At 66.6% G+C, this 17882-nt stretch carries 19 protein-coding genes; 13 read left to right on the top strand and 6 right to left on the bottom strand.

From position 1 onward, the window contains the following. Positions 1-372, top strand: coding sequence for a CopM family metallochaperone (gene copM, locus AWJ14_RS14370; protein WP_425349640.1), 372 nt, complete (start codon positions 1-3; stop codon positions 370-372). 82 nt (positions 373-454) lie between these two features. Here the strand turns inward: copM and AWJ14_RS14365 are convergent, their stop codons facing one another. Together AWJ14_RS14365 and AWJ14_RS14360 are read right to left on the bottom strand one after the other, a co-directional pair. Continuing rightward, positions 455-805: a hypothetical protein gene (locus AWJ14_RS14365; RefSeq protein ID WP_066180408.1), complete on the bottom strand. Its 351-nt coding sequence runs from the start codon at positions 803-805 to the stop codon at positions 455-457. Next, positions 802-1449, bottom strand: a complete 648-nt coding sequence (locus tag AWJ14_RS14360) for a DNA-3-methyladenine glycosylase I (RefSeq protein ID WP_066180406.1) — start codon at positions 1447-1449, stop codon at positions 802-804. Before AWJ14_RS14360 ends, AWJ14_RS14365 begins: the two co-directional genes overlap by 4 nt. 253 nt (positions 1450-1702) lie before the next feature. Here AWJ14_RS14360 and AWJ14_RS14355 point away from each other — a divergent pair, with 253 nt between their 5' ends. Both AWJ14_RS14355 and AWJ14_RS14350 read left to right on the top strand, forming a co-directional pair. After that, a complete protein-coding gene (locus AWJ14_RS14355) occupies positions 1703-2470 on the top strand; it encodes a L,D-transpeptidase (protein WP_066180404.1) in 768 nt (255 codons plus the stop codon). Positions 2471-2640: 170 nt separating this feature from the next. Next, positions 2641-3357 carry a L,D-transpeptidase gene (locus tag AWJ14_RS14350; protein WP_066180402.1) on the top strand — a complete coding sequence of 239 codons (717 nt, stop codon included), beginning with the start codon at positions 2641-2643 and terminating at the stop codon, positions 3355-3357. A 69-nt stretch (positions 3358-3426) separates the two neighbouring features. Here the strand turns inward: AWJ14_RS14350 and glcF are convergent, their stop codons facing one another. The 3 genes from glcF to AWJ14_RS14335 form a co-directional block, all read right to left on the bottom strand. Continuing rightward, entirely contained in the window at positions 3427-4767 is a 1341-nt protein-coding gene (glcF, locus tag AWJ14_RS14345; RefSeq protein ID WP_066180400.1) for a glycolate oxidase subunit GlcF, read from the bottom strand. A 95-nt stretch (positions 4768-4862) separates the two neighbouring features. Beyond that, complete coding sequence (glcE, locus tag AWJ14_RS14340; RefSeq protein ID WP_066180398.1) at positions 4863-6077, bottom strand: glycolate oxidase subunit GlcE; 1215 nt, start codon at positions 6075-6077, stop codon at positions 4863-4865. Beyond that, positions 6074-7555 carry an FAD-linked oxidase C-terminal domain-containing protein gene (locus tag AWJ14_RS14335; RefSeq protein WP_066180396.1) on the bottom strand — a complete coding sequence of 494 codons (1482 nt, stop codon included), beginning with the start codon at positions 7553-7555 and terminating at the stop codon, positions 6074-6076. The genes glcE and AWJ14_RS14335 overlap by 4 nt, the downstream gene beginning before the upstream one ends. A 239-nt stretch (positions 7556-7794) precedes the next feature. Here AWJ14_RS14335 and AWJ14_RS14330 point away from each other — a divergent pair, with 239 nt between their 5' ends. The 10 genes from AWJ14_RS14330 (at position 7795) to AWJ14_RS14285 (ending at position 17358) form a co-directional block, all read left to right on the top strand. Beyond that, positions 7795-8814: a LysR family transcriptional regulator gene (locus tag AWJ14_RS14330; RefSeq protein WP_083220276.1), complete on the top strand. Its 1020-nt coding sequence runs from the start codon at positions 7795-7797 to the stop codon at positions 8812-8814. Between the two features lie 151 nt (positions 8815-8965). After that, positions 8966-9805 carry an FCD domain-containing protein gene (locus AWJ14_RS14325; protein ID WP_066180666.1) on the top strand — a complete coding sequence of 280 codons (840 nt, stop codon included), beginning with the start codon at positions 8966-8968 and terminating at the stop codon, positions 9803-9805. An 11-nt stretch (positions 9806-9816) separates the two neighbouring features. Continuing rightward, a complete protein-coding gene (locus tag AWJ14_RS14320; protein ID WP_066180394.1) occupies positions 9817-10587 on the top strand; it encodes a (Fe-S)-binding protein in 771 nt (256 codons plus the stop codon). Between the two features lie 19 nt (positions 10588-10606). After that, positions 10607-12043, top strand: coding sequence for a LutB/LldF family L-lactate oxidation iron-sulfur protein (locus AWJ14_RS14315; protein WP_066180391.1), 1437 nt, complete (start codon positions 10607-10609; stop codon positions 12041-12043). Then, the gene (locus tag AWJ14_RS14310; protein WP_066180389.1) at positions 12040-12711 is read left to right on the top strand and encodes a LutC/YkgG family protein; all 672 of its coding nucleotides are present in this window, start codon (positions 12040-12042) and stop codon (positions 12709-12711) included. Before AWJ14_RS14315 ends, AWJ14_RS14310 begins: the two co-directional genes overlap by 4 nt. Positions 12712-12802: 91 nt before the next feature. Further along, complete coding sequence (locus tag AWJ14_RS14305) at positions 12803-13444, top strand: LysE family translocator (RefSeq protein WP_066180387.1); 642 nt, start codon at positions 12803-12805, stop codon at positions 13442-13444. Between the two features lies 1 nt (position 13445). Continuing rightward, positions 13446-14084 carry a hypothetical protein gene (locus tag AWJ14_RS14300; RefSeq protein ID WP_066180386.1) on the top strand — a complete coding sequence of 213 codons (639 nt, stop codon included), beginning with the start codon at positions 13446-13448 and terminating at the stop codon, positions 14082-14084. A 31-nt stretch (positions 14085-14115) separates the two neighbouring features. Then, positions 14116-14850 (top strand): 16S rRNA (uracil(1498)-N(3))-methyltransferase, encoded by a 735-nt coding sequence (locus AWJ14_RS14295; RefSeq protein ID WP_066180382.1) that lies wholly within the window; start codon positions 14116-14118, stop codon positions 14848-14850. Positions 14851-14995: 145 nt separating this feature from the next. Then, positions 14996-16369 carry a glutamate--cysteine ligase gene (locus AWJ14_RS14290; RefSeq protein ID WP_066180380.1) on the top strand — a complete coding sequence of 458 codons (1374 nt, stop codon included), beginning with the start codon at positions 14996-14998 and terminating at the stop codon, positions 16367-16369. Positions 16370-16476: 107 nt separating this feature from the next. Beyond that, positions 16477-17358: a DUF937 domain-containing protein gene (locus AWJ14_RS14285; protein WP_066180378.1), complete on the top strand. Its 882-nt coding sequence runs from the start codon at positions 16477-16479 to the stop codon at positions 17356-17358. Positions 17359-17591: 233 nt separating this feature from the next. On the opposite strand, the gene AWJ14_RS14280 is transcribed toward AWJ14_RS14285, so the two are convergent. Further along, positions 17592-17870, bottom strand: a complete 279-nt coding sequence (locus AWJ14_RS14280; protein ID WP_066180376.1) for a DUF1127 domain-containing protein — start codon at positions 17868-17870, stop codon at positions 17592-17594. Between the last annotated feature and the right edge of the window lie 12 nt (positions 17871-17882).

The raw sequence follows: 17882 nt of genomic DNA, 5'->3' as shown, positions 1-17882 counted from the left end.
ATTCCAATGAAGACCACACTGATGGCGGCGTCTCTGGCGTTTGCCCTTTCCACCTTCCCCGCGCTTGCGCAGGAGCACAGCGCGCAGCACGGCCACACCATGGCTGGCGAGAGCGAAAGCGCTTCGTCGAAGGCCTTTGCCGAGGCCAATGCGAAAATGCATGCCGACATGGCCGTGCAGTACACCGGAGACGCCGATGTCGATTTCGTCCAGGGCATGATCCCGCATCACCAGGGCGCCATCGACATGGCAAAGATCGTGCTTGAGCATGGCACGGATCCCGAAATCCGCAAGCTCGCGGAAGAGGTGATCGAGGCCCAGGAAGGCGAAATCGCGATGATGCGGGCCTGGCTCGCCGCACGCGGCCGCTGAGGCGGAGCGAATCTGAAGACAATGGCAATGGCGGGCTTCCCGCCATTGCCACTTCGTGCTTGCGTGAAAGAGAGACCTGATATCAGGCGCGGCCACGCTTGCGCAGCTTGAAGGTGAGTGCAAGCGCGATGCAGTGCTCCAGCGCGGCAAGATCGGTCGGCCCGGAGGAGCGGACGACGATGGCGCGGTTGCCCTCGAACTCCAGCGCATCGGGATAGAGCGACCGGAACTCGTCGACCAAATGCGTGTGGCAGATGAACATCAGCGCCAGTTCGCCGTTGCCGCGCGGCGCGATCCGCACCGAACTGCCGACATTGCGCCGGACCGGCGCGAAACTTTGCTCGCCCCATTTGACGCTTTCCTCAAGCGCGCCGACGCCGGGGGTGCGCGCCGCCACGCCCTCGATCAGCGCCTTGGCCTCAGCCGGCGTCAAGCGCCTGCCACACGAGGCCGCTCGAAGCGCGCGCGCAACGCCTCCACCTCGCCCCGGCAACAGCAGCCTTCGAGATGGTCGTTGACGAGGCCCATCGCCTGCATGAAGGCATAGACCGTGGTCGGGCCGACAAAGCTCCAGCCGCGCTTTTTCAGGTCCTTGGACACCCGCACCGAAGCGGCGCTGGTCGGATTGGCCCGGAGTGTGTCGTAATCCATGCGCGCCGGCCGCTCGTCGGGGCCGGGCTCATGGCTCCAGAAATAGGCCGCGAGCGAGCCGAATTCCTCGACCATCTCGATCGCCCGGCCGGCGTTGTTGATGGTCGAGACGATCTTGCCGCGATGACGGACGATGCCCTTGTCTTCGAGCAGCCGCGCGATGTCGTCCTCATCGAAGCGGGCGACCTTGTGAAAATCGAAGCCGGCGAAGGCCGCACGGAAATTCTCGCGCTTGCGCAGGATGGTGAGCCACGACAGGCCCGACTGGAAGCCTTCGAGGCAGATCTTTTCGAACAGGCGGATATCGTCGGTCACGGGCCGGCCCCATTCGGCATCGTGATAGGCGAGATAATCGGGCAGTTCGCCCGGCCAGAAGCAGCGGATCCGGCCATCGGCGGAGGTGATCAGACCGTTTTCATGCGCCATCAGATCGCTCCCTTTTCGCCGGTGCCTGCATGGTTAATCCAGAATCAGGCGCGATTAAGCGGTCGTTCACCGCGTTTGGCAAGGCGGCGATAACCCTAAGAAGAGCTTTCCGGCCCGAGCCGGATTTTATTGACAGGGATTCACCAATTGATTCCGACCCTGCTCCCAGCATGGATCCTTGGAAGCAGGCTCTGCGCGCCGTGGTCACGGCGCAGCCTGCAGGCAATCAGGCGAAAGGGAATGGGTCCGTCCGATGAAAAATCTTGCCCTCCTCATGATGTCAGGCGCGGCATTGGGCCTCGTCTGGGCCGCGCCCGCGGCCAATGCGGGCGACCGCTACGGCCAGCGGCCGCCGGTGGTGCTGAGCCCGGATCTCTCCGCGCCGTGGGTGATGCAGCTTGGCGGCCAGGCAGCGCCGCGCGGCGGCGTGGTCTACCGCGCCCAGCCGCAACGCCAGCGCCAGCAGGTCTACCAGGCGCGCACGCCGCAGGCCGAACCGCGCCGGGTCCAGAACGTCTCGCTCGCGGCGCCACGCCCGAAGCCTGCGCCTGCGCGCCAGCTCGATCCGAAGTTCCTGCCGCAGACGGTCTCCTATGACGGCGACCAGAAGCCAGGCACCATCATCATCGATACCCGCCAGCGCTTCCTCTATCTCGTTGAAGGCAATGGCCAGGCGCGCCGCTATGGCGTCGGCGTCGGCAAGGAGGGCCATGCCTGGAGCGGCACCGAGCGGATCAGCCGCAAGGCGGAATGGCCCGACTGGCGCCCGCCAGCGGAAATGATCAAGCGCGTGCGCGAGAAGGAAGGCCGGATCCTGCCCGTGCACATGGCTGGCGGCCCGGAAAACCCGCTCGGCGCGCGGGCGCTCTATCTCGGCTCCACGCTCTACCGCATCCACGGCACCAACCAGCCCTGGACCATCGGCAACGCGGTCTCCTCGGGCTGCATCCGCATGCGCAACGAGGACGTGACCGAGCTTTACGAGCGCGTCTCCGTGGGCGCCAAGGTCATCGTGATGTGACGCCGGGCCGGATCTCCGGCCCCCATGACGATCCCGGTCCGGCGGCCTCGCCGGGCCGCTTTTGCTGTCGGCTGTGGCACAAGACGCTGCCGGCTTTCAGCCCAACCACGCTTGATCCGATGTGAATCGATGGTAGTTTTCGTCCAAAGGGTCACAAAAGAGGGGGCAAGATGACATTGCCAAAGATTTCCATCCGCTCTTCCATTCTGGCGGCAGGGGCGTTCGCCCTGCTGCTGGCGCCGTCGCTTCCCGCCGCGTCAGCCATGCCGATCGGGTCAATGGGCGCGGCCCCGCAGGCGCAGGCCGGCCTTCCGGTCGTGCAGGTGGCGCAGTCGAAGAAGCCGAAGCCCGAGTTCTGGCGCAAGAAGGTCCGGCTGCAGACCAACGAGAAGCCCGGGACGATCATCGTCGATACCAACACCAAATATCTCTACTACGTCGAGGGCAAGAACCGGGCGACCCGCTACGGCGTGGGCGTCGGCCGCGAAGGCTTCGGCTGGTCGGGCACCGTCAATGTCGGCCGCAAGGCCGAGTGGCCGGACTGGCGGCCACCGGCGACCATGATCGCCCGCGAGCGCCGCAAGGGCCGCAACATTCCGGCCTTTGTGAAGGGCGGCCCCAACAACCCGCTCGGCGCCCGCGCGCTCTATCTCTACAAGGGCGGCCGCGACACGATCTTCCGCATTCACGGCACCAACCAGCCCTGGACCATCGGCCAGAACATGTCGTCGGGCTGCATCCGCATGATGAACGAGGATGTCGAACACCTCTACAACCGCGCCGGCATCGGCTCCAAGGTGATCGTGATCGGCCCCACCGGCAAGGGTGCGGACGGCATCTACACCGACCGCGGCATGGATTTCTTCGGCTCTATGTTCGGCGGCTGAGCCGAGCCTGAAAACTCAAAAGGAAGGCGGCGTCCGAGGAGGCCGCCTTTTTCGTGCGCGGCTCCGCGGTCAGGAGGGCTGCACGGCCCGCTGCTCCCGGGTCGCGCGCGCCGGCAGGCCCTCCGGCCGGTCGCCGCCATAGGCCCAGTCGAGCAGTTCCACCGTGTGCAGGATCGGAATCCCGGTGCCTTGGGCGATCTGGGTGATGCAGCCGATATTGCCGGTGGCGATCACCTCGGGCCGGGTCAGTTCGATGTTGCGGACCTTGCGGTCGCGCAGGGCAAGGGCGATCTCAGGCTGGAGGATGTTGTAGACCCCGGCGGAGCCGCAGCACAGATGGCCCTCGGGCGGGTCCTTGACCACGAAACCCGCCCCCTTCAGCAGCGTCTTCGGCGCCGTCGTGATCTTCTGGCCGTGCTGCATCGAGCAGGCCGAATGATAGGCCACCACCAGGCCCGACCCGTTGACAGGGTCCGGCAGGTCGATCGAGGCGAGATATTCGATCACGTCCTTGGCGAGCGCCGAGACCCGCGCGGCCTTGTCCGCATAAGCGGGATCTTCGCGCAGCATGTGGCCGTAATCCTTGATGGTGGTGCCGCAGCCCGAGGCGGTGATGATGATCGCGTCGAGGCCGCCGGCGTCGATCTCGCGCGTCCAGGCGTCGATGTTCTTGCGCGCGGCATCGAGCGCGTCGGGCTCGCGGCCCATGTGGTGGACCAGCGAGCCGCAGCAGCCCTCCCCTTCGGGCACCACCACCTCGACGCCGATGCGGTTCAGTAGCCGGATCGTGGCCTCGTTGATGCCGGGTTTCAGCACCGGCTGGGCGCAGCCCGACAAGATCGCCACCCGCCCGCGCTTCGGCGCGGCCGCGGCATGATTGCCGGGACGCGACACGGGAGAGGCCGCCGGAACCGAGGCGGGCGCGAGATCGAGCATCGCCGCCACCGGTTTCAGGCCCGGCACCGTCCTGAACAGCGGCGCGAAGGGACGGCCGAGGCGGGCCAGATGCAGCGAGGCGCGCAGCCTTGCCGGATAGGGCAGCACCAGCGCCAGCATCCGGCGCGTGAGCCGGTCCATCAGCGGCCGCCTGTAGGTCTGTTCGATGTGGATGCGGGCGTGATCGACCAGATGCATGTAATCGACGCCCGAGGGACAGGTGGTCACGCAGGACAGGCACGACAGGCAGCGGTCGATATGGGTGACCACCTGCTCGTCGGCGGGCCGACCGTTTTCGAGCATGTCCTTGATGAGATAGATCCGCCCGCGCGGGCTGTCGAGCTCGTTGCCGAGCGTCACATAAGTCGGGCATGTGGCGGTGCAGAAACCGCAATGGACGCATTTCCTCAGGATCTTCTCGGACATCGCCACGCCCGGATCGGCAAGCTGCTCGGCGGTGAAATTGGTCTGCATGGCGCGGATACCTCGGGACTATCGCATTCGTGTGTGCGCCGGCTGGCTGGGACAGCCGGTGCGGCGGGCATCGACCGGCAGCCGGCTGCCGCGGCTCATGGCGCGACCGTCATCCGGCCGGGATTGAGGATGCCGCGCGGATCGAACTGCTGCTTGATCCGCCGCGACAGCGCTTCGAGCGGCGCGGGCTGCGGCTCGAACACCGGCAGCGCCGCACGGGTTGCGGCATCGGCCCTGACCAGCGTGGCATGGCCGCCGCCGAGCGCCTTGACGTATTTGCGCAGCATCTCGGCCTCGGGATCGGCCTCCATCTGCAGCCAGACGAGCCCGCCCTGCCAGTCGTAGAAGGCGTCGACGCCGGTCTGGAGCCTGAGTGCGGCGACCAGCTGATGGCCGGCGCTCGGGGCCACCGACACGCGCCAGACCGGCTTGGTGCGCTGCGCGGCAAACGGCATTACATCGCGGATGTCGCGCCACACTTTCGCGCTCGCCTGCGCATTAAGCACCGAAACCGCGCCGCGGCGGCCCATTTCGGCAACCAGGCGCTCCGAGCGCACGGCGACCGACGCGTCCAGTCCTTCGAGCCGGAGCACGGTCGCGGCCTGGCCGTCGAACAGATCGCCGAACTTGTAGGAGACGCTCACCGGCAGATGCGCGGCACCCGAAACTTCCACCGACATCGCCATGGCAGACGCCATGGCCTCGGCGGCTTCGGCATCGTTGAGGTCGCGGACCACCACGGTGCGGGTCGCTTCGGGACGCGGCAGCACCTTGAAGATGACCTCCGTCAGCACCCCGAGCGTGCCCCAGGAGCCGGCCATCAGCTTGACGAGATCGAGGCCGGTCACGTTCTTCATCACCCGACCGCCGGTCTTGACGATCTCGCCCGAGCCGTTGACGAAGCGCACGCCGAGCAGGCTGTCGCGCGCAGCGCCCGCCGACAGCCGCCGTGGGCCCGAGACATTGGCCGCGAACAGGCCGCCGATCGTGGGGGCCCCCTCCGAACCCAGCAATGGACGGTGATCCATCGGCTCGAAGGTCAGCATCTGGTTGTTGGCCGCGAGCGCCGCCTCGATCTCCGCAAGCGGGGTGCCGGCACGCGCGGCCATGACCAGCTCCGAGGGATCGTAATTGGTGACGCCGGAGAGTTTCGACAGCGAGAGGGCTGTATCGGCCTCCACCGGACGGCCGAGGCCGGACCGGGTGCCGCCGCCCGACACGGCGAGCGTCCGGCCCGCCTCGCAGGCGTCGCGGACGATCCGGGCGACCTCGTCCTCGGTTTTTGGGTTGAGGATGGCGTCAGCACTCATGCCGCGGTCTTTCCCGCAGTCTCGCCGGTCTCGTCCGCATAGGCGCCGTTGCGGCCGTCGAGCGGAAACACCTTGGAGGGGTTGAGGATCCATTTCGGATCGAAGGCGGCGCGCACCCGCATCTGCTGGGCGAGATCGGCGTCGGTGTACTGGTGGCGCATCAGGTCGCGCTTCTCGATGCCGACGCCGTGCTCGCCGGTCAGGCAGCCGCCCGCATCGACGCAGAGCTTGAGGATGTCGTTGCCCGCCATTTCCGCCTTCCTGCTTTCGTCGGGATCGTTGGCATCGAACAGGATCAGCGGATGCATGTTGCCGTCGCCGGCGTGGAAGACATTGGCGACCCTGAGGCCGTAGCGGGCGACGATCTCGGAGGTCTTTTCGAGGACGTGCGAGAGTTGCCCGAGCGGCACGGTGCCGTCCATGCAGATATAGTCGGCGATGCGGCCGGTGGCGCCGAAGGCCGACTTGCGGCCCTTCCAGATCAGCGCCGCCTCGGTGGCGGACTGGCTTTCGCGGATGGTCTTCACCCCATGCGTGCGGGCGATCTCGATGATGCGGCCGAGCATCGCGTCCATCTCGGCATCCGAGCCCTCGACCTCGACGATCAGCAGCGCCTCGACATCCATCGGATAGCCGGCCTGCGCGAAGGCCTCGCAGATCTCGATGGCCGGCTTGTCCATGAATTCGATGGCGACGGGGATGATGCCGGCGCCGATGATGTCGGTCACGCAGGCGCCGGCGGCAACCGAAGACGGAAAGCCGAACAGCACCGGCCGCGCGCCCTCGGGCCTGGCGATCAGCCGCACGGTCGCCTCGGTGACGATGCCGAGCTGGCCCTCCGAGCCGCAGACCAGGCCGAGCAGGTCGTAGCCCGGCGCATCGAGCGCCTTGCCGCCGATCTCGACGATCGAGCCGTCGAACATCACCATTTTCACGCCCAGCAGATTGTTGGTGGTCACGCCGTATTTGAGGCAATGGGCGCCGCCGGAATTCATGCCGATATTGCCGCCGATGGTGCAGGCGAGCTGGGAACTCGGATCGGGCGCGTAGAAGAAGCCGTCGGCCTCCACCGTCTGGCTGATGGAGATGTTGGTGACGCCCGCCTGCACCCGCGCGCAGCGATTGGGAAGATCGACTTCCAGGATCCGGTTCATCTTGGAAACGCCGATGACGATCGCGTCCTCCTGCGGAATGGCCCCGCCCGACAGCGAGGTGCCGGCGCCGCGCGGCACCACCGGGATGCCGTTCCTGTTGCAGTATTTGAGCACCGCCGCCACCTCGGTCGTGGTCTCGGGCAGCACGACGGCGAGCGGCATGCGGCGGTAGGAAACGAAGGCATCGGTATCGAAGGGAACCAGTTCGCGCGCGTCGGTGATCAGCGAGCTGGCGGGCACCAGATCCGCAAGATCGGCGATGATCGCCGCGCGCCGGGCGATGACCGACCGGTCCGGCTCAAGAAAGGCAATCAGCTCCGACATGATGGTCTCCTCTCCCTGCCCTGCATCCGTCCACCTCCTTGAAGCCGAAGTGGTATTTTTTCTTTACCACTTTTGCCGCCGTCGGGCAATGCGCAATATCCGTCGCACCGGCCCGGCCAGCGGCCAAAAGTCCACTTCCCGGAGGCCCCGCCATTTTGTTTTCCTTAGCAAAGTGATCCGCCACGCGGTAGCCTGCGTAGCGCGAAAGGATGTATGTGTAATGGGGGCGACGACTAAATATGAACAATCTTGGGGACCTGGAGATCTTTGCTCGCGTAGTCTCCGCCGGCTCGATGTCGGCAGCCGGGCGTGAGCTCGGCCTGTCTCCCGCCGTGGTATCAAAGAGGCTTCGCAGGCTTGAGGACCGCCTTGGAACACGGCTGATGCAACGCACCACGCGGCAGATTTCGCTGACCGAAGCCGGACAGGGATTCTACGAGCGCGTGGTGGCGATCCTGGCAGGAATCGAAGAGGCCGAAGCCTTCGTCTCGCGGCGCTCCGCGCTCGCCCGCGGCGTGCTCAAGGTGTCGGCACCGACCTCTTTCGGGCGCATGCACATTGCGCCGCATATCAACAAATTCATGCAGGCCAATCCCGATCTGGGCGTCAACCTGATGCTGCGCGACGAGTTCGTCGATATCGTCGGCGACGGCTACGACCTCGCCGTTCGCATCGCGGAACTGAGCGATTCCAGTCTTGTAGCGCGCAAGCTGGCGCCCGTGCGCCGGATTCTCGTCGCGTCTCCCGACTATCTCGAACGCCACGGCGAACCCGAAAGCCTGCACGACCTCGACCGCCATATCTGCCTTGCGCCCCACAACAACGACACCTGGAAGCTGGAAGGCCCCGACGGGCCGATCCTGCACCGGCCGATCGGGCCGCTGCAGACCAATTCGAGCGAAGTCGTGCGCGAAGCGGTGATCGGCGGCGTCGGAATTGCCCTGCGTTCGACCTGGGACATCGGCGCCGAACTCGCCGACGGACGGCTGCTGCGGGTGCTTCCCGACTACGAGGGCTCACGCAACGTGGCGATCCACGCGGTCTATGCGAGCCGGCGCTTCCTGCCCGCGAAGGTACGGCTGTTCATCGACTATCTGGCGGAGCTTTACGGACCGACGCCCTATTGGGAAAACCAGATCGCCGATGCCGCGGGGCTGGCGCCAGGGTCTGCCGATGGCGCCCCGCAACAGCCGCCCCAGCAAGCCGTGAAAGGCAATGACGACGGCAGCCAAGCGGACGCGGCCAGCGCGGCTGAATGACGCGCACCCGGTCCGGCGGGGCTTGCCGCGCCGGACCGGGCACCGAAAGCTGCAGGGAAACTGGATAAAAATATTGACCAGCTTTCCCGCCAGTTGATACGGTCTGGCCTTGCCCTGCTCCGCGGATTGCGCGGAGCCTATGGAAAGCATCATGGCCGCAGACATTTTCGCACGGATCGAACACAGCCGAACAGCCGACGAGGTGGTGCACCAGATCGAGATCCTGGTGCTCGAGGGAATCCTGCGCGTGGGCGACCGGCTTCCGGGCGAGCGGGAACTGGCCAAGCAGTTCGACGTCTCGCGACCGATCCTGCGCGAGGCGCTCAAGGTTCTCGAAGCCCGCGGCCTGCTCACCACCCAGCACGGCGGCGGCACCTTCGTGGCCGACGTGATCGGCCAGGTGTTCACAAGGCCCGTGATGGAGCTGATCGCGCGCCACCAGAAGGCGACGCTCGACTATCTCGAATACCGCCGCGAAATCGAGGGCGTGACCGCGGAATTTGCCGCCCGGCGCGCGACCGAGGCCGACAAGGCGCTGTTGAGCCGCATCATCACCGCCATGAAGGCCGCGCACCAGAAGGACGATTTCGCCGAGGAGGCGAGCATCGACGTGGAATTCCACAATGCGGTGGGCGAATGTGCGCACAACATCATCCTGCTGCACACGCTGCGCTCGTGCTACCGGCTGCTGACGGAGGGCGTGTTCTACAATCGCGCCCTGGTCTACACGCTGCCCGGTGCGCGCGACCGCTTGCTCGACCAGCATCTGGCGATCTATGAGGCGGTGATGGCAGGCAATCCAGAGGCCGCGCGGCGCGCGGCACAAGGCCATATCGAATTCGTCGCCAAGGCGATGACCGAAGCCAAGCGATCGGGCGACTGGGAGCGGGTGTCGAACCTGCGCCTGCAGCAGCGCGCGCCGGACCTGACGGGCGTCGCCAGCAAGACAAAGACCAAGTCCAGGATCAAGCAATCGGAGGCCGCAGAGTGACGTCGAGTGAAATGAAGGGCGCCGGACAGCCGCGCGTGGGTCTGTTCGCGACCTGTCTGGTCGACCTCTTCAGGCCATCGGTGGGGTTCGCGAGCGTGAAGCTCTTGCAGGACGCAGGCTGCGAGGTGCATGTGCCGGTGGCGCAGACCTGCTGCGGCCAGCCGACCTACAACACCGGCGACCGCGCCGACACGCGCGAGATCGCCGAACAGGTGATCGAGGCGTTCGAGGGATTCGACTTCATCGTCGCGCCGTCGGGTTCCTGCACGGCGATGCTCAAGAAGCACTATCCGGGCCTGTTTGCCGGCGACCCCGCCTGGGAAGGCCGCGTCCAGCGGTTTTCCGACAAGTGCTTCGAACTGATCTCGTTTCTCACCGACGTGATGATGGTGCGCGACACCGGCGCCGAGCTTCAGGCCAAGGTCACCTATCACGACTCCTGCTCGGGCCTGCGCGAACTCGGCATCAGGGAGCAGCCGCGCAAGCTGCTTGCCAATGTCGAGGGCCTGGAATTGCAGGAGATGCAGGATTCCGACGTCTGCTGCGGCTTCGGCGGCACCTTCTGCGTCAAATATTCCGACATTTCCAACGCCATCGTCACCAAGAAGGTCGGCAATGTCGGCGCATCGGGCGCACACCTGCTGCTCGCCGGCGAAGTCGGCTGCCTGATGAACATGGCCGGCAAGCTCAAGCGCCAGGGCTCGGACATGGAAGTCCGCCATGTCGCCGAAGTGCTCGCGGGCATGACCGACCAGCCGCCGATCGCCGGCGGCAGCAAATAGGCCGAGGGGAGCAGAACCCATGGAACTTGCCGCCAAACACTTCAAGACTGCCGCCGCCAAGGCGCTGGTCGACGCGCAGCTGCAGAAGGCGCTCGGCAATGTCGAGAAAGGCTTCATCGGCAAGCGCCAGATGGCTGCCGACGCGCTGCCCGAATTCGAGGCGCTTCGCGACAATGCGCGCGACATCAAGAACCATACGCTCGCCCATCTCGACCTCTATCTCGAGGAATACGAGCGCAAGGTGACGGCCGCGGGCGGGCATGTGCACTGGGCGGAAACCGCCGAGGATGCGCGCCGCATCGTGCTCGACATCTGCAAGAAGGCCGGCGCCCGCACGGTGACCAAGGGCAAGTCGATGATCACCGAGGAAATCGCGCTCAACGATCACCTTGCGGCCAACGGCATCGAGCCGGTGGAAACCGATCTCGGCGAATACATCATCCAGCTGCGCGGCGAACATCCGAGCCACATCATCGCCCCGGCGGTGCACCTGAACAAGGAGCAGGTCGAAGGCGATTTCCGGCGGGTGCACACCCATCTGCCCGAAGGCCGGGACCTGAGCGAGCCGGTGACGCTGCTCAGCGAAGCGCGCGAGGTGCTGCGCAAGCGCTATTTCGCCGCCGATGTCGGCATCACCGGCGCCAATTTCCTGATCGCGGAAACCGGCAGCTCGGTGATCGTCACCAACGAGGGCAATGGCGACCTCACCCAGACGCTCGGCAAGGTCCACGTGGTGGTGGCCTCGATCGAAAAGATGGTGCCGACGCTCGAGGACACCGCACAGATCCTGCGCGTGCTGGCGCGCTCGGCGACCGGCCAGGACATGAGCGTCTACACCACCTTCTCGACCGGTCCGAAGCGCCCCGAGGACCCCGACGGGCCGGACGAGTATCACGTGGTGCTTCTGGACAACGGCCGCTCGTCGATGCTCGGCACCGAATACCAGGACATGCTGCGCTGCATCCGCTGCGGCGCCTGCATGAACCATTGCCCGGTCTATCACGCGGTCGGCGGCCACGCCTATGGCTCGGTCTATCCCGGGCCGATGGGCGCGGTGCTGACCCCGTCGCTCAACGGCATCGAGGAGACCGGGCAACTGCCCAATGCCTCCACCTTCTGCGGCCGCTGCGAGGCGGTGTGCCCGATGCGCATTCCGCTGCCGAAGATGATGCGGCACTGGCGCGAGCGCGAATTCGAGCGCAATCTCACGCCCGCCACCGCGCGTTACGGCATCCGTGCCTGGGCCTTCGTCGCCAAGCGGCCGAAGCTCTACCGCATGGCCGTCTCGCTCGGCATGCCGATCCTGTCGAAGCTGGGCGGGTCGTCGCGGCGGCTCAAGTCACTGCCGTTTGCCGGCGGCTGGACCCGCCACCGCGACCTCCCCGCCCCGGAAGGCAAGACCTTCCTGCAGGCCTGGGCAGAGCAGCAGGCGGGCAAACAGGGAGCCGCACGATGAGCAGCCGCGACAATGTGATGCGCAAGATCAAGGCCGCGATCAAGGTCAAGGGCGACGACGCCGAGCGCCGGGGTGCGGTGGCCGAGCGATTGCAGCAGGCGCCGGTGGGCATCGTGCCGCAGCGCGGACAGCTTCCGGACGCCGAGCGGCTCGAGCTGTTCTGCGCCATGGCCGCCCAGGTGGGCGCCACCACCGCGCGGGTCGACGACTACCGGGATGTGGCCGCGGAGGTCAGCGCCTATCTGCGCGCCCGCAACCTGCCCGCCGAGGTGCGGCTCGGCGCCGACGAGCGCCTGCAGGACGCCGGCTGGGACACCCAGAAGCACCTGGAGATACGTCACGGCGCCTCCGACGGCGGCGACCTTGCCGGCGTGAGCCACGCCATGGCGGGCATTGCCGAGACCGGGACGCTGGCGCTGTTCTCCGGCCCGGACAATCCGACCACCATCAATTTCCTGCCCGAACACCACATCGTGGTGCTCAAGGCATCGGACATCGAGGGCGACCTCGAAAGCGTCTGGGCACTGCTTAGGCAGCACAAGGGCAAGGGCGAGATGCCGCGCGCGCTCAATCTTGTCACCGGGCCGTCGCGCTCGGGCGACATCGAGCAGACCATCATTCTCGGCGCCCACGGCCCGCGCGCGCTGCATGTGATCGTCGTCGCCTGACGCCTGTCGCGGGCGGCGCCGCACCGGGTTGACGCCAAATCCGAATTGAGGCTTGCTCGATGGCCAGATACGGCCGTCGAGGAGGTCCGCCATGCCCGTTTCCGCCGATCATTTCGCGGCCTTCGTGCTCGCGAGCGTGATCCTGCTCGTGATCCCCGGGCCGACCATCATCATGGTGATCACGCAGGCGCTCGCGCATGGGCGCAAGATCGCGCTCGCAAGCGTGCTGGGCGTGGGCCTCGGCGACCTTATGGCCACCTCGCTGTCGATCGCCGGCGCCGGCGCGCTGCTTGCGACCTCGGCGACGCTGTTCCAGCTGCTCAAATTCCTGGGCGCCGCCTATCTCGTCTATATCGGCTACAAGATGTGGCGCACGCCGGCGGAGGTGCCCGCCATGCTCGCGACCGACAGCCTGCCCGCCGCCGCGCGTCCGGCGGCGATCTTTCGCGATTCCTTCCTCGTCACCGCGCTCAATCCCAAGGGCATCCTGTTCTTCGTGGCCTTCGTGCCGCAATTCATCGATCCCGCGCTCGCCTATGCCCCGCAGGCGGCGACCTATGTGCTGACCTTCACCGCGCTCGGCATCGTCAACGCCACCCTGTTCGCGCTTGCCGCGGCGGGCGCGCGCCAGACCATCCGCAAGCCGCGAGTGATGCAGGCGGCAATGCGCACCGGCGGCTCGCTCTTGATCATGGCGGGGCTGGCCGCGGCACTCACGCGGCGCGCGGCCTGAGATGCCGCTCCAGAACCGGGTCGATCCGTCGGGCGCGATCCTGGCCCACCCAGCGCGCGGCGAGGTCATGGGCAACCGTGGCGGTCCGCTTCACGGTATCGGCCAGACCATCGTCCGAAGCCAAAGGAGCAGGAGCTGGATCGTCTGCCTGACCGAATTCAAGGGCCGGCGGCGGGGGCTGATGCAGCCCGGTCGCTATACCGAGCTGTTCTTTCTCGACGAGGTCACGGCGCTGGCCGCCGGGCACAGGCCCTGCTTCGAGTGCCGCCGGCGCGACGCGCTTGCCTTTGCCGACGCCATCGGCCGCAGCCGGAACGAGACCCGGCCAAAGGCCGGCGCCATCGATCGCCTGCTCGATGGCGAACGCCGGCTGAGCGCCGACGACCCCGCGCGGCGTGTCGCGGCCGGCTGCATCGGCGCCCTGCCCGACGGCGCCATGATCCGGCAGGATACCCGCTTTTTCGCGCTGCGCGGCGGTGCGCTGCTGCCCTGGTCGTTTGAAGGCTACGGCCTGCCGCTCGGCGTCGACGCTCTCTCATCCGCGCCGGTCTATCTCGCCACGCCGCCCGCGACGGTGGCCGCGCTTCGCTCCGGCTATCGCCCCATCTTCCACTCCCGGGCGCCCAAAGCCGAGACTTGATCTTGGCGCCGGCTTGGGCAAGAAAACGGGCATGCGCGCCAACTACAAACTGCAACGTCTTTATCTCGATGCCCCGCTCGCCAGCGGCGACACGATCCCGCTTGGCAAGGACCAGGCGCATTATCTTCTCAATGTGCTCAGGCTTGGAGACGGCGCGGAGCTTCTCGTCTTCAACGGACGCGACGGCGAGTTCGAGGCCACGCTCAAGCCTGCCGGCAAGAAGAAGGCCGACCTCGAGATCGGCACGCTCACCCGCGCGCAACCGGAGCGCCCGCGGCTCGTCTTCCTGTTTGCGCCGCTCAAGGTCGGCCGGCTCGATTATCTGGTGCAGAAGGCGACCGAAATGGGGGTGGGCCGGATCACGCCGGTGTTCACCGACCACACCCAGCTTCACAAGGTCAATCCGGAGCGGCTCGCGGCCAATATCCTCGAAGCCGCGGAGCAATGCGGCAATCTCGCGATTCCCGAGCTCGGCGAGGCGGTTCGGCTCGATGCGCTGCTTTCAGGCTGGGACCCGGGCCGCCGCATCATCTTCTGCAACGAGAGCCAGGCCGGCAACAATCCCGCAGCCGCGCTCGGCGCGATCGCCGAACGGGATCTCGCGCTTCTGGTGGGACCCGAGGGCGGGTTTTCCGAGCGCGAGCGCGAGATGCTGCTCGCGCTCCCCTTCGTCACACCGATTCCGCTCGGGCCACGCATCCTCAGGGCGGATACGGCCGCCGTGGCCGCGCTCGCCGTGGTGCAGATGACGATCGGCGACTGGTAGGCGCGCGAGGCGTCGTCGTCCCATCAAACATGTTTGATGGAGCGTTCAGGTATTTTCGCTTGCAAGACAGGCCGGTTCCGGTCCAAGCAGCATCTTCGTGCGCGGTTTCGGGCCGCGACAATGACCAGACGATGAAGGGCCGGACATGGCGCGCGACACCACCGACGACACACCGATCAGCTCCGTCGAAGACCTCGCGGACTGGATGGCGGCAGGCTGCAAGCCGAAGGAAAAATGGCGGATCGGCACCGAACACGAGAAATTCGTGTTCTTCACCGACAGCCACGCGCCGGTGCCCTATGAGGGCGAGCGCTCGATCCGGGCGCTGCTCGAAGGCATGGCCTCGATGCTCGGCTGGGAGCCGATCATCGACGCCGGCAAGATCATCGGCCTGGTGGAACCGACCGGCCATGGCGCGATCAGCCTGGAGCCGGGCGGACAGTTCGAATTGTCGGGCGCGCCGCTCGAGAACATTCACCAGACCTGCCGCGAATCGAACGCGCATCTGGCGCAGCTCAGGGAAATCGCCGAGCCGCTCGGCATCCGCTTCCTCGGCATCGGCGGCAGCCCGGCCTGGTCGCTGGCCGACACGCCGAAGATGCCGAAATCGCGCTACGACATCATGACCCGCTACATGCCGAAGGTCGGCAGCCAGGGCCTCGACATGATGTACCGGACCTGCACCATCCAGGTGAATCTCGATTTCTCCTCGGAAGCCGACATGCGCAGCAAGCTGCAATTGGGCCTCAAGCTGCAGCCGCTGGCGACCGCGCTGTTTGCCTCCTCGCCGTTCACCGAAGGCAAGCCCAACGGGCTCGTCTCCTGGCGCGGCGACATCTGGCGCGACACCGACAACCAGCGCTCGGGCCAGCTGCCCTTCGCCTATTCCGACACGTTCGGCTTCATGGATTATGTCGAATGGGCGCTCGACGTGCCGATGTATTTCGTGCTGCGCGACGGCCGCTACCACGAAGCCACCCATGTCACCTTCCGCCAGTTCATGAACGGCGCGCTCAAGGGCGAGCTAGAGCAGCCGATGCCGACCATCGGCGACTGGACCAACCACCTCGGCACGCTGTTTCCCGATGCGCGGCTCAAGCGCTTCATCGAGATGCGCGGCGCAGACGGCGGCCCGTGGCGCAGGATCTGCGCCTTGCCGGCCTTCTGGGTCGGCCTGCTCTACGACGAGAGCGCGCTCGACGAGGCGCTGGCGCTGGTCAGCGACTGGACGCTCGACGAGGTCAACGCACTCCGCGACACCACGCCCACGGAGGGCCTCAAGGCCCGCATCCGGGGCCGGTCGCTGCAGGAGATCGGCAAGCAGGTGCTCGGTATCTCGCGGCGCGGCCTCGTCGCCCGCGCCCGGCTCAACCAGGAAGGCAATGACGAAAGCCATTTCCTGGCGCCGCTCGAGGAAACCGTCGCGCGCGGCACCACGCTCGCCGAGGAAATGCTCGCGCTCTACAACGGTCGCTGGAACGGCGATGTCGACCCGGTATTCGTCGACTACGCCTACTGAGCTGCACGCGCGCCCCTCTGCCGCCGATCGGCGGACGACCCTAGGCACGCCCGGCCCGGCGGTATAGTCTTTTCCCGACCCCGCAAGGGATGGAGGAGAGACGACCGATGATGCCGCTTTACGACATGATGATGAATGCCCAGAACGGCGAGGCCGCGCGCGCCATGGCCGCCCAGTTCGGGCTGAGCGAAAGCCAGGTGGAACAGGCGATGGCGGCGCTGATGCCCGCGTTTTCGACCGGGCTCAAGCGCAATGCCGCCAATCCGATGGACGTATCGGCGTTCCTGTCGGCGCTGGCGAGCGGGCGGCATGCGGCCTATTTCGACAATATGCAGGCAGCCTTCACGCCGCAGGCGCGGGAGGAAGGCAACGGCATTCTCGGCCACCTGTTCGGGTCCAAGGAGGTGAGCCGCGCCGTCGCAGCCCAGGCGGAAGCCGCAACCGGGATTGGCCAGGAGATCCTCAAGCAGATGCTGCCGGTGCTCGCCACCGCGATCATGGGCGGGCTGTTCAAGCAGGCGACCGGCCAGGCGACCGGGCAACCGGCCCACCAGGCGCAGGCCGGCGCGATGGGCAGCGCCAACCCGATCGGCGAGCTGATCGCCGAAATGATGCGCCAGGGCATGGGCGGCGCCAGGACCACGCCCCAGCAGCGGCCGTCCGACAATCCGCTCGGGCAGATCCTCGAAGGCATGTTCGGCGGCGGACAGTCAGCCAGTCCGCAGCCGCGGTCCGGGACGCCGTTCGACGACAACCCGCTGGGCAAGATCTTCCAGGACATGTTCGGCGGGGCCATGGGCGGGGCAGATGCCCGCAAGGCCCCCGCGCCGGAGCCCGAACCCGACCGCATGCCCTCGGGCCGGGCGCGCAATCCCTATGACGACCTGTTCGGCAAGATGTTCGAGGCGGGCAAGGACGTGCAGCAGGGCTATCAGAAGAACATGGAATCGATCTTCGACCAGTATCTCAAGGGCATGAACCGGCGCTGATGCCTGTCGCGTTCAAATGTATTCATTTGAACGACAACGACATGCATTCATTCAAGGTTTTACAGTGTCCTTTGCGTATCCGGACGGATGCGCGGCGCTGCACCTCCCGCGCGCGGCCTGCCCCGCGCGGGCGCACAAAAAACCCGGCCGGGCGGCTCTCGGGGAGCGGCGCGCGGCCGGGGAAATGCGGGATACAGGGCGGCATCCCGCGGGGGAACCTTCAAAAGGCGCGGTCAGCGAAGGGTATTGCGCCGCGCGCGGCGGGCGATCTCGGCGGTCGGGTCGGCGCTGAAGGGAAACGACCGGTTGAAATGCAGGTCGTCGCGGGTCAGCCCGATATCGCACAATTCATGATCCGAAAGCTCGTGGAGTTTCCCCAGCTGGCGTCGGTTGAACAGCGCGCGTGCCAGTGCCGTGGTCCGCGCGGCAACGGCAGACACGAGATGCAGGAAACCCGGACCAACACTGATGGAGCTGGGCGCCCGGGCGGCAGCAAGATTACGGGCGTTCATTGTAATGTCCTC

The organism is Parahoeflea olei, assembly GCF_001703635.1.
Classification (GTDB): Bacteria; Pseudomonadota; Alphaproteobacteria; order Rhizobiales; family Rhizobiaceae; genus Hoeflea; species Hoeflea olei.
The sequence above is the reverse complement of the archived record's forward strand: the minus strand, read 5'-3'. Positions and strand labels throughout refer to the sequence as shown.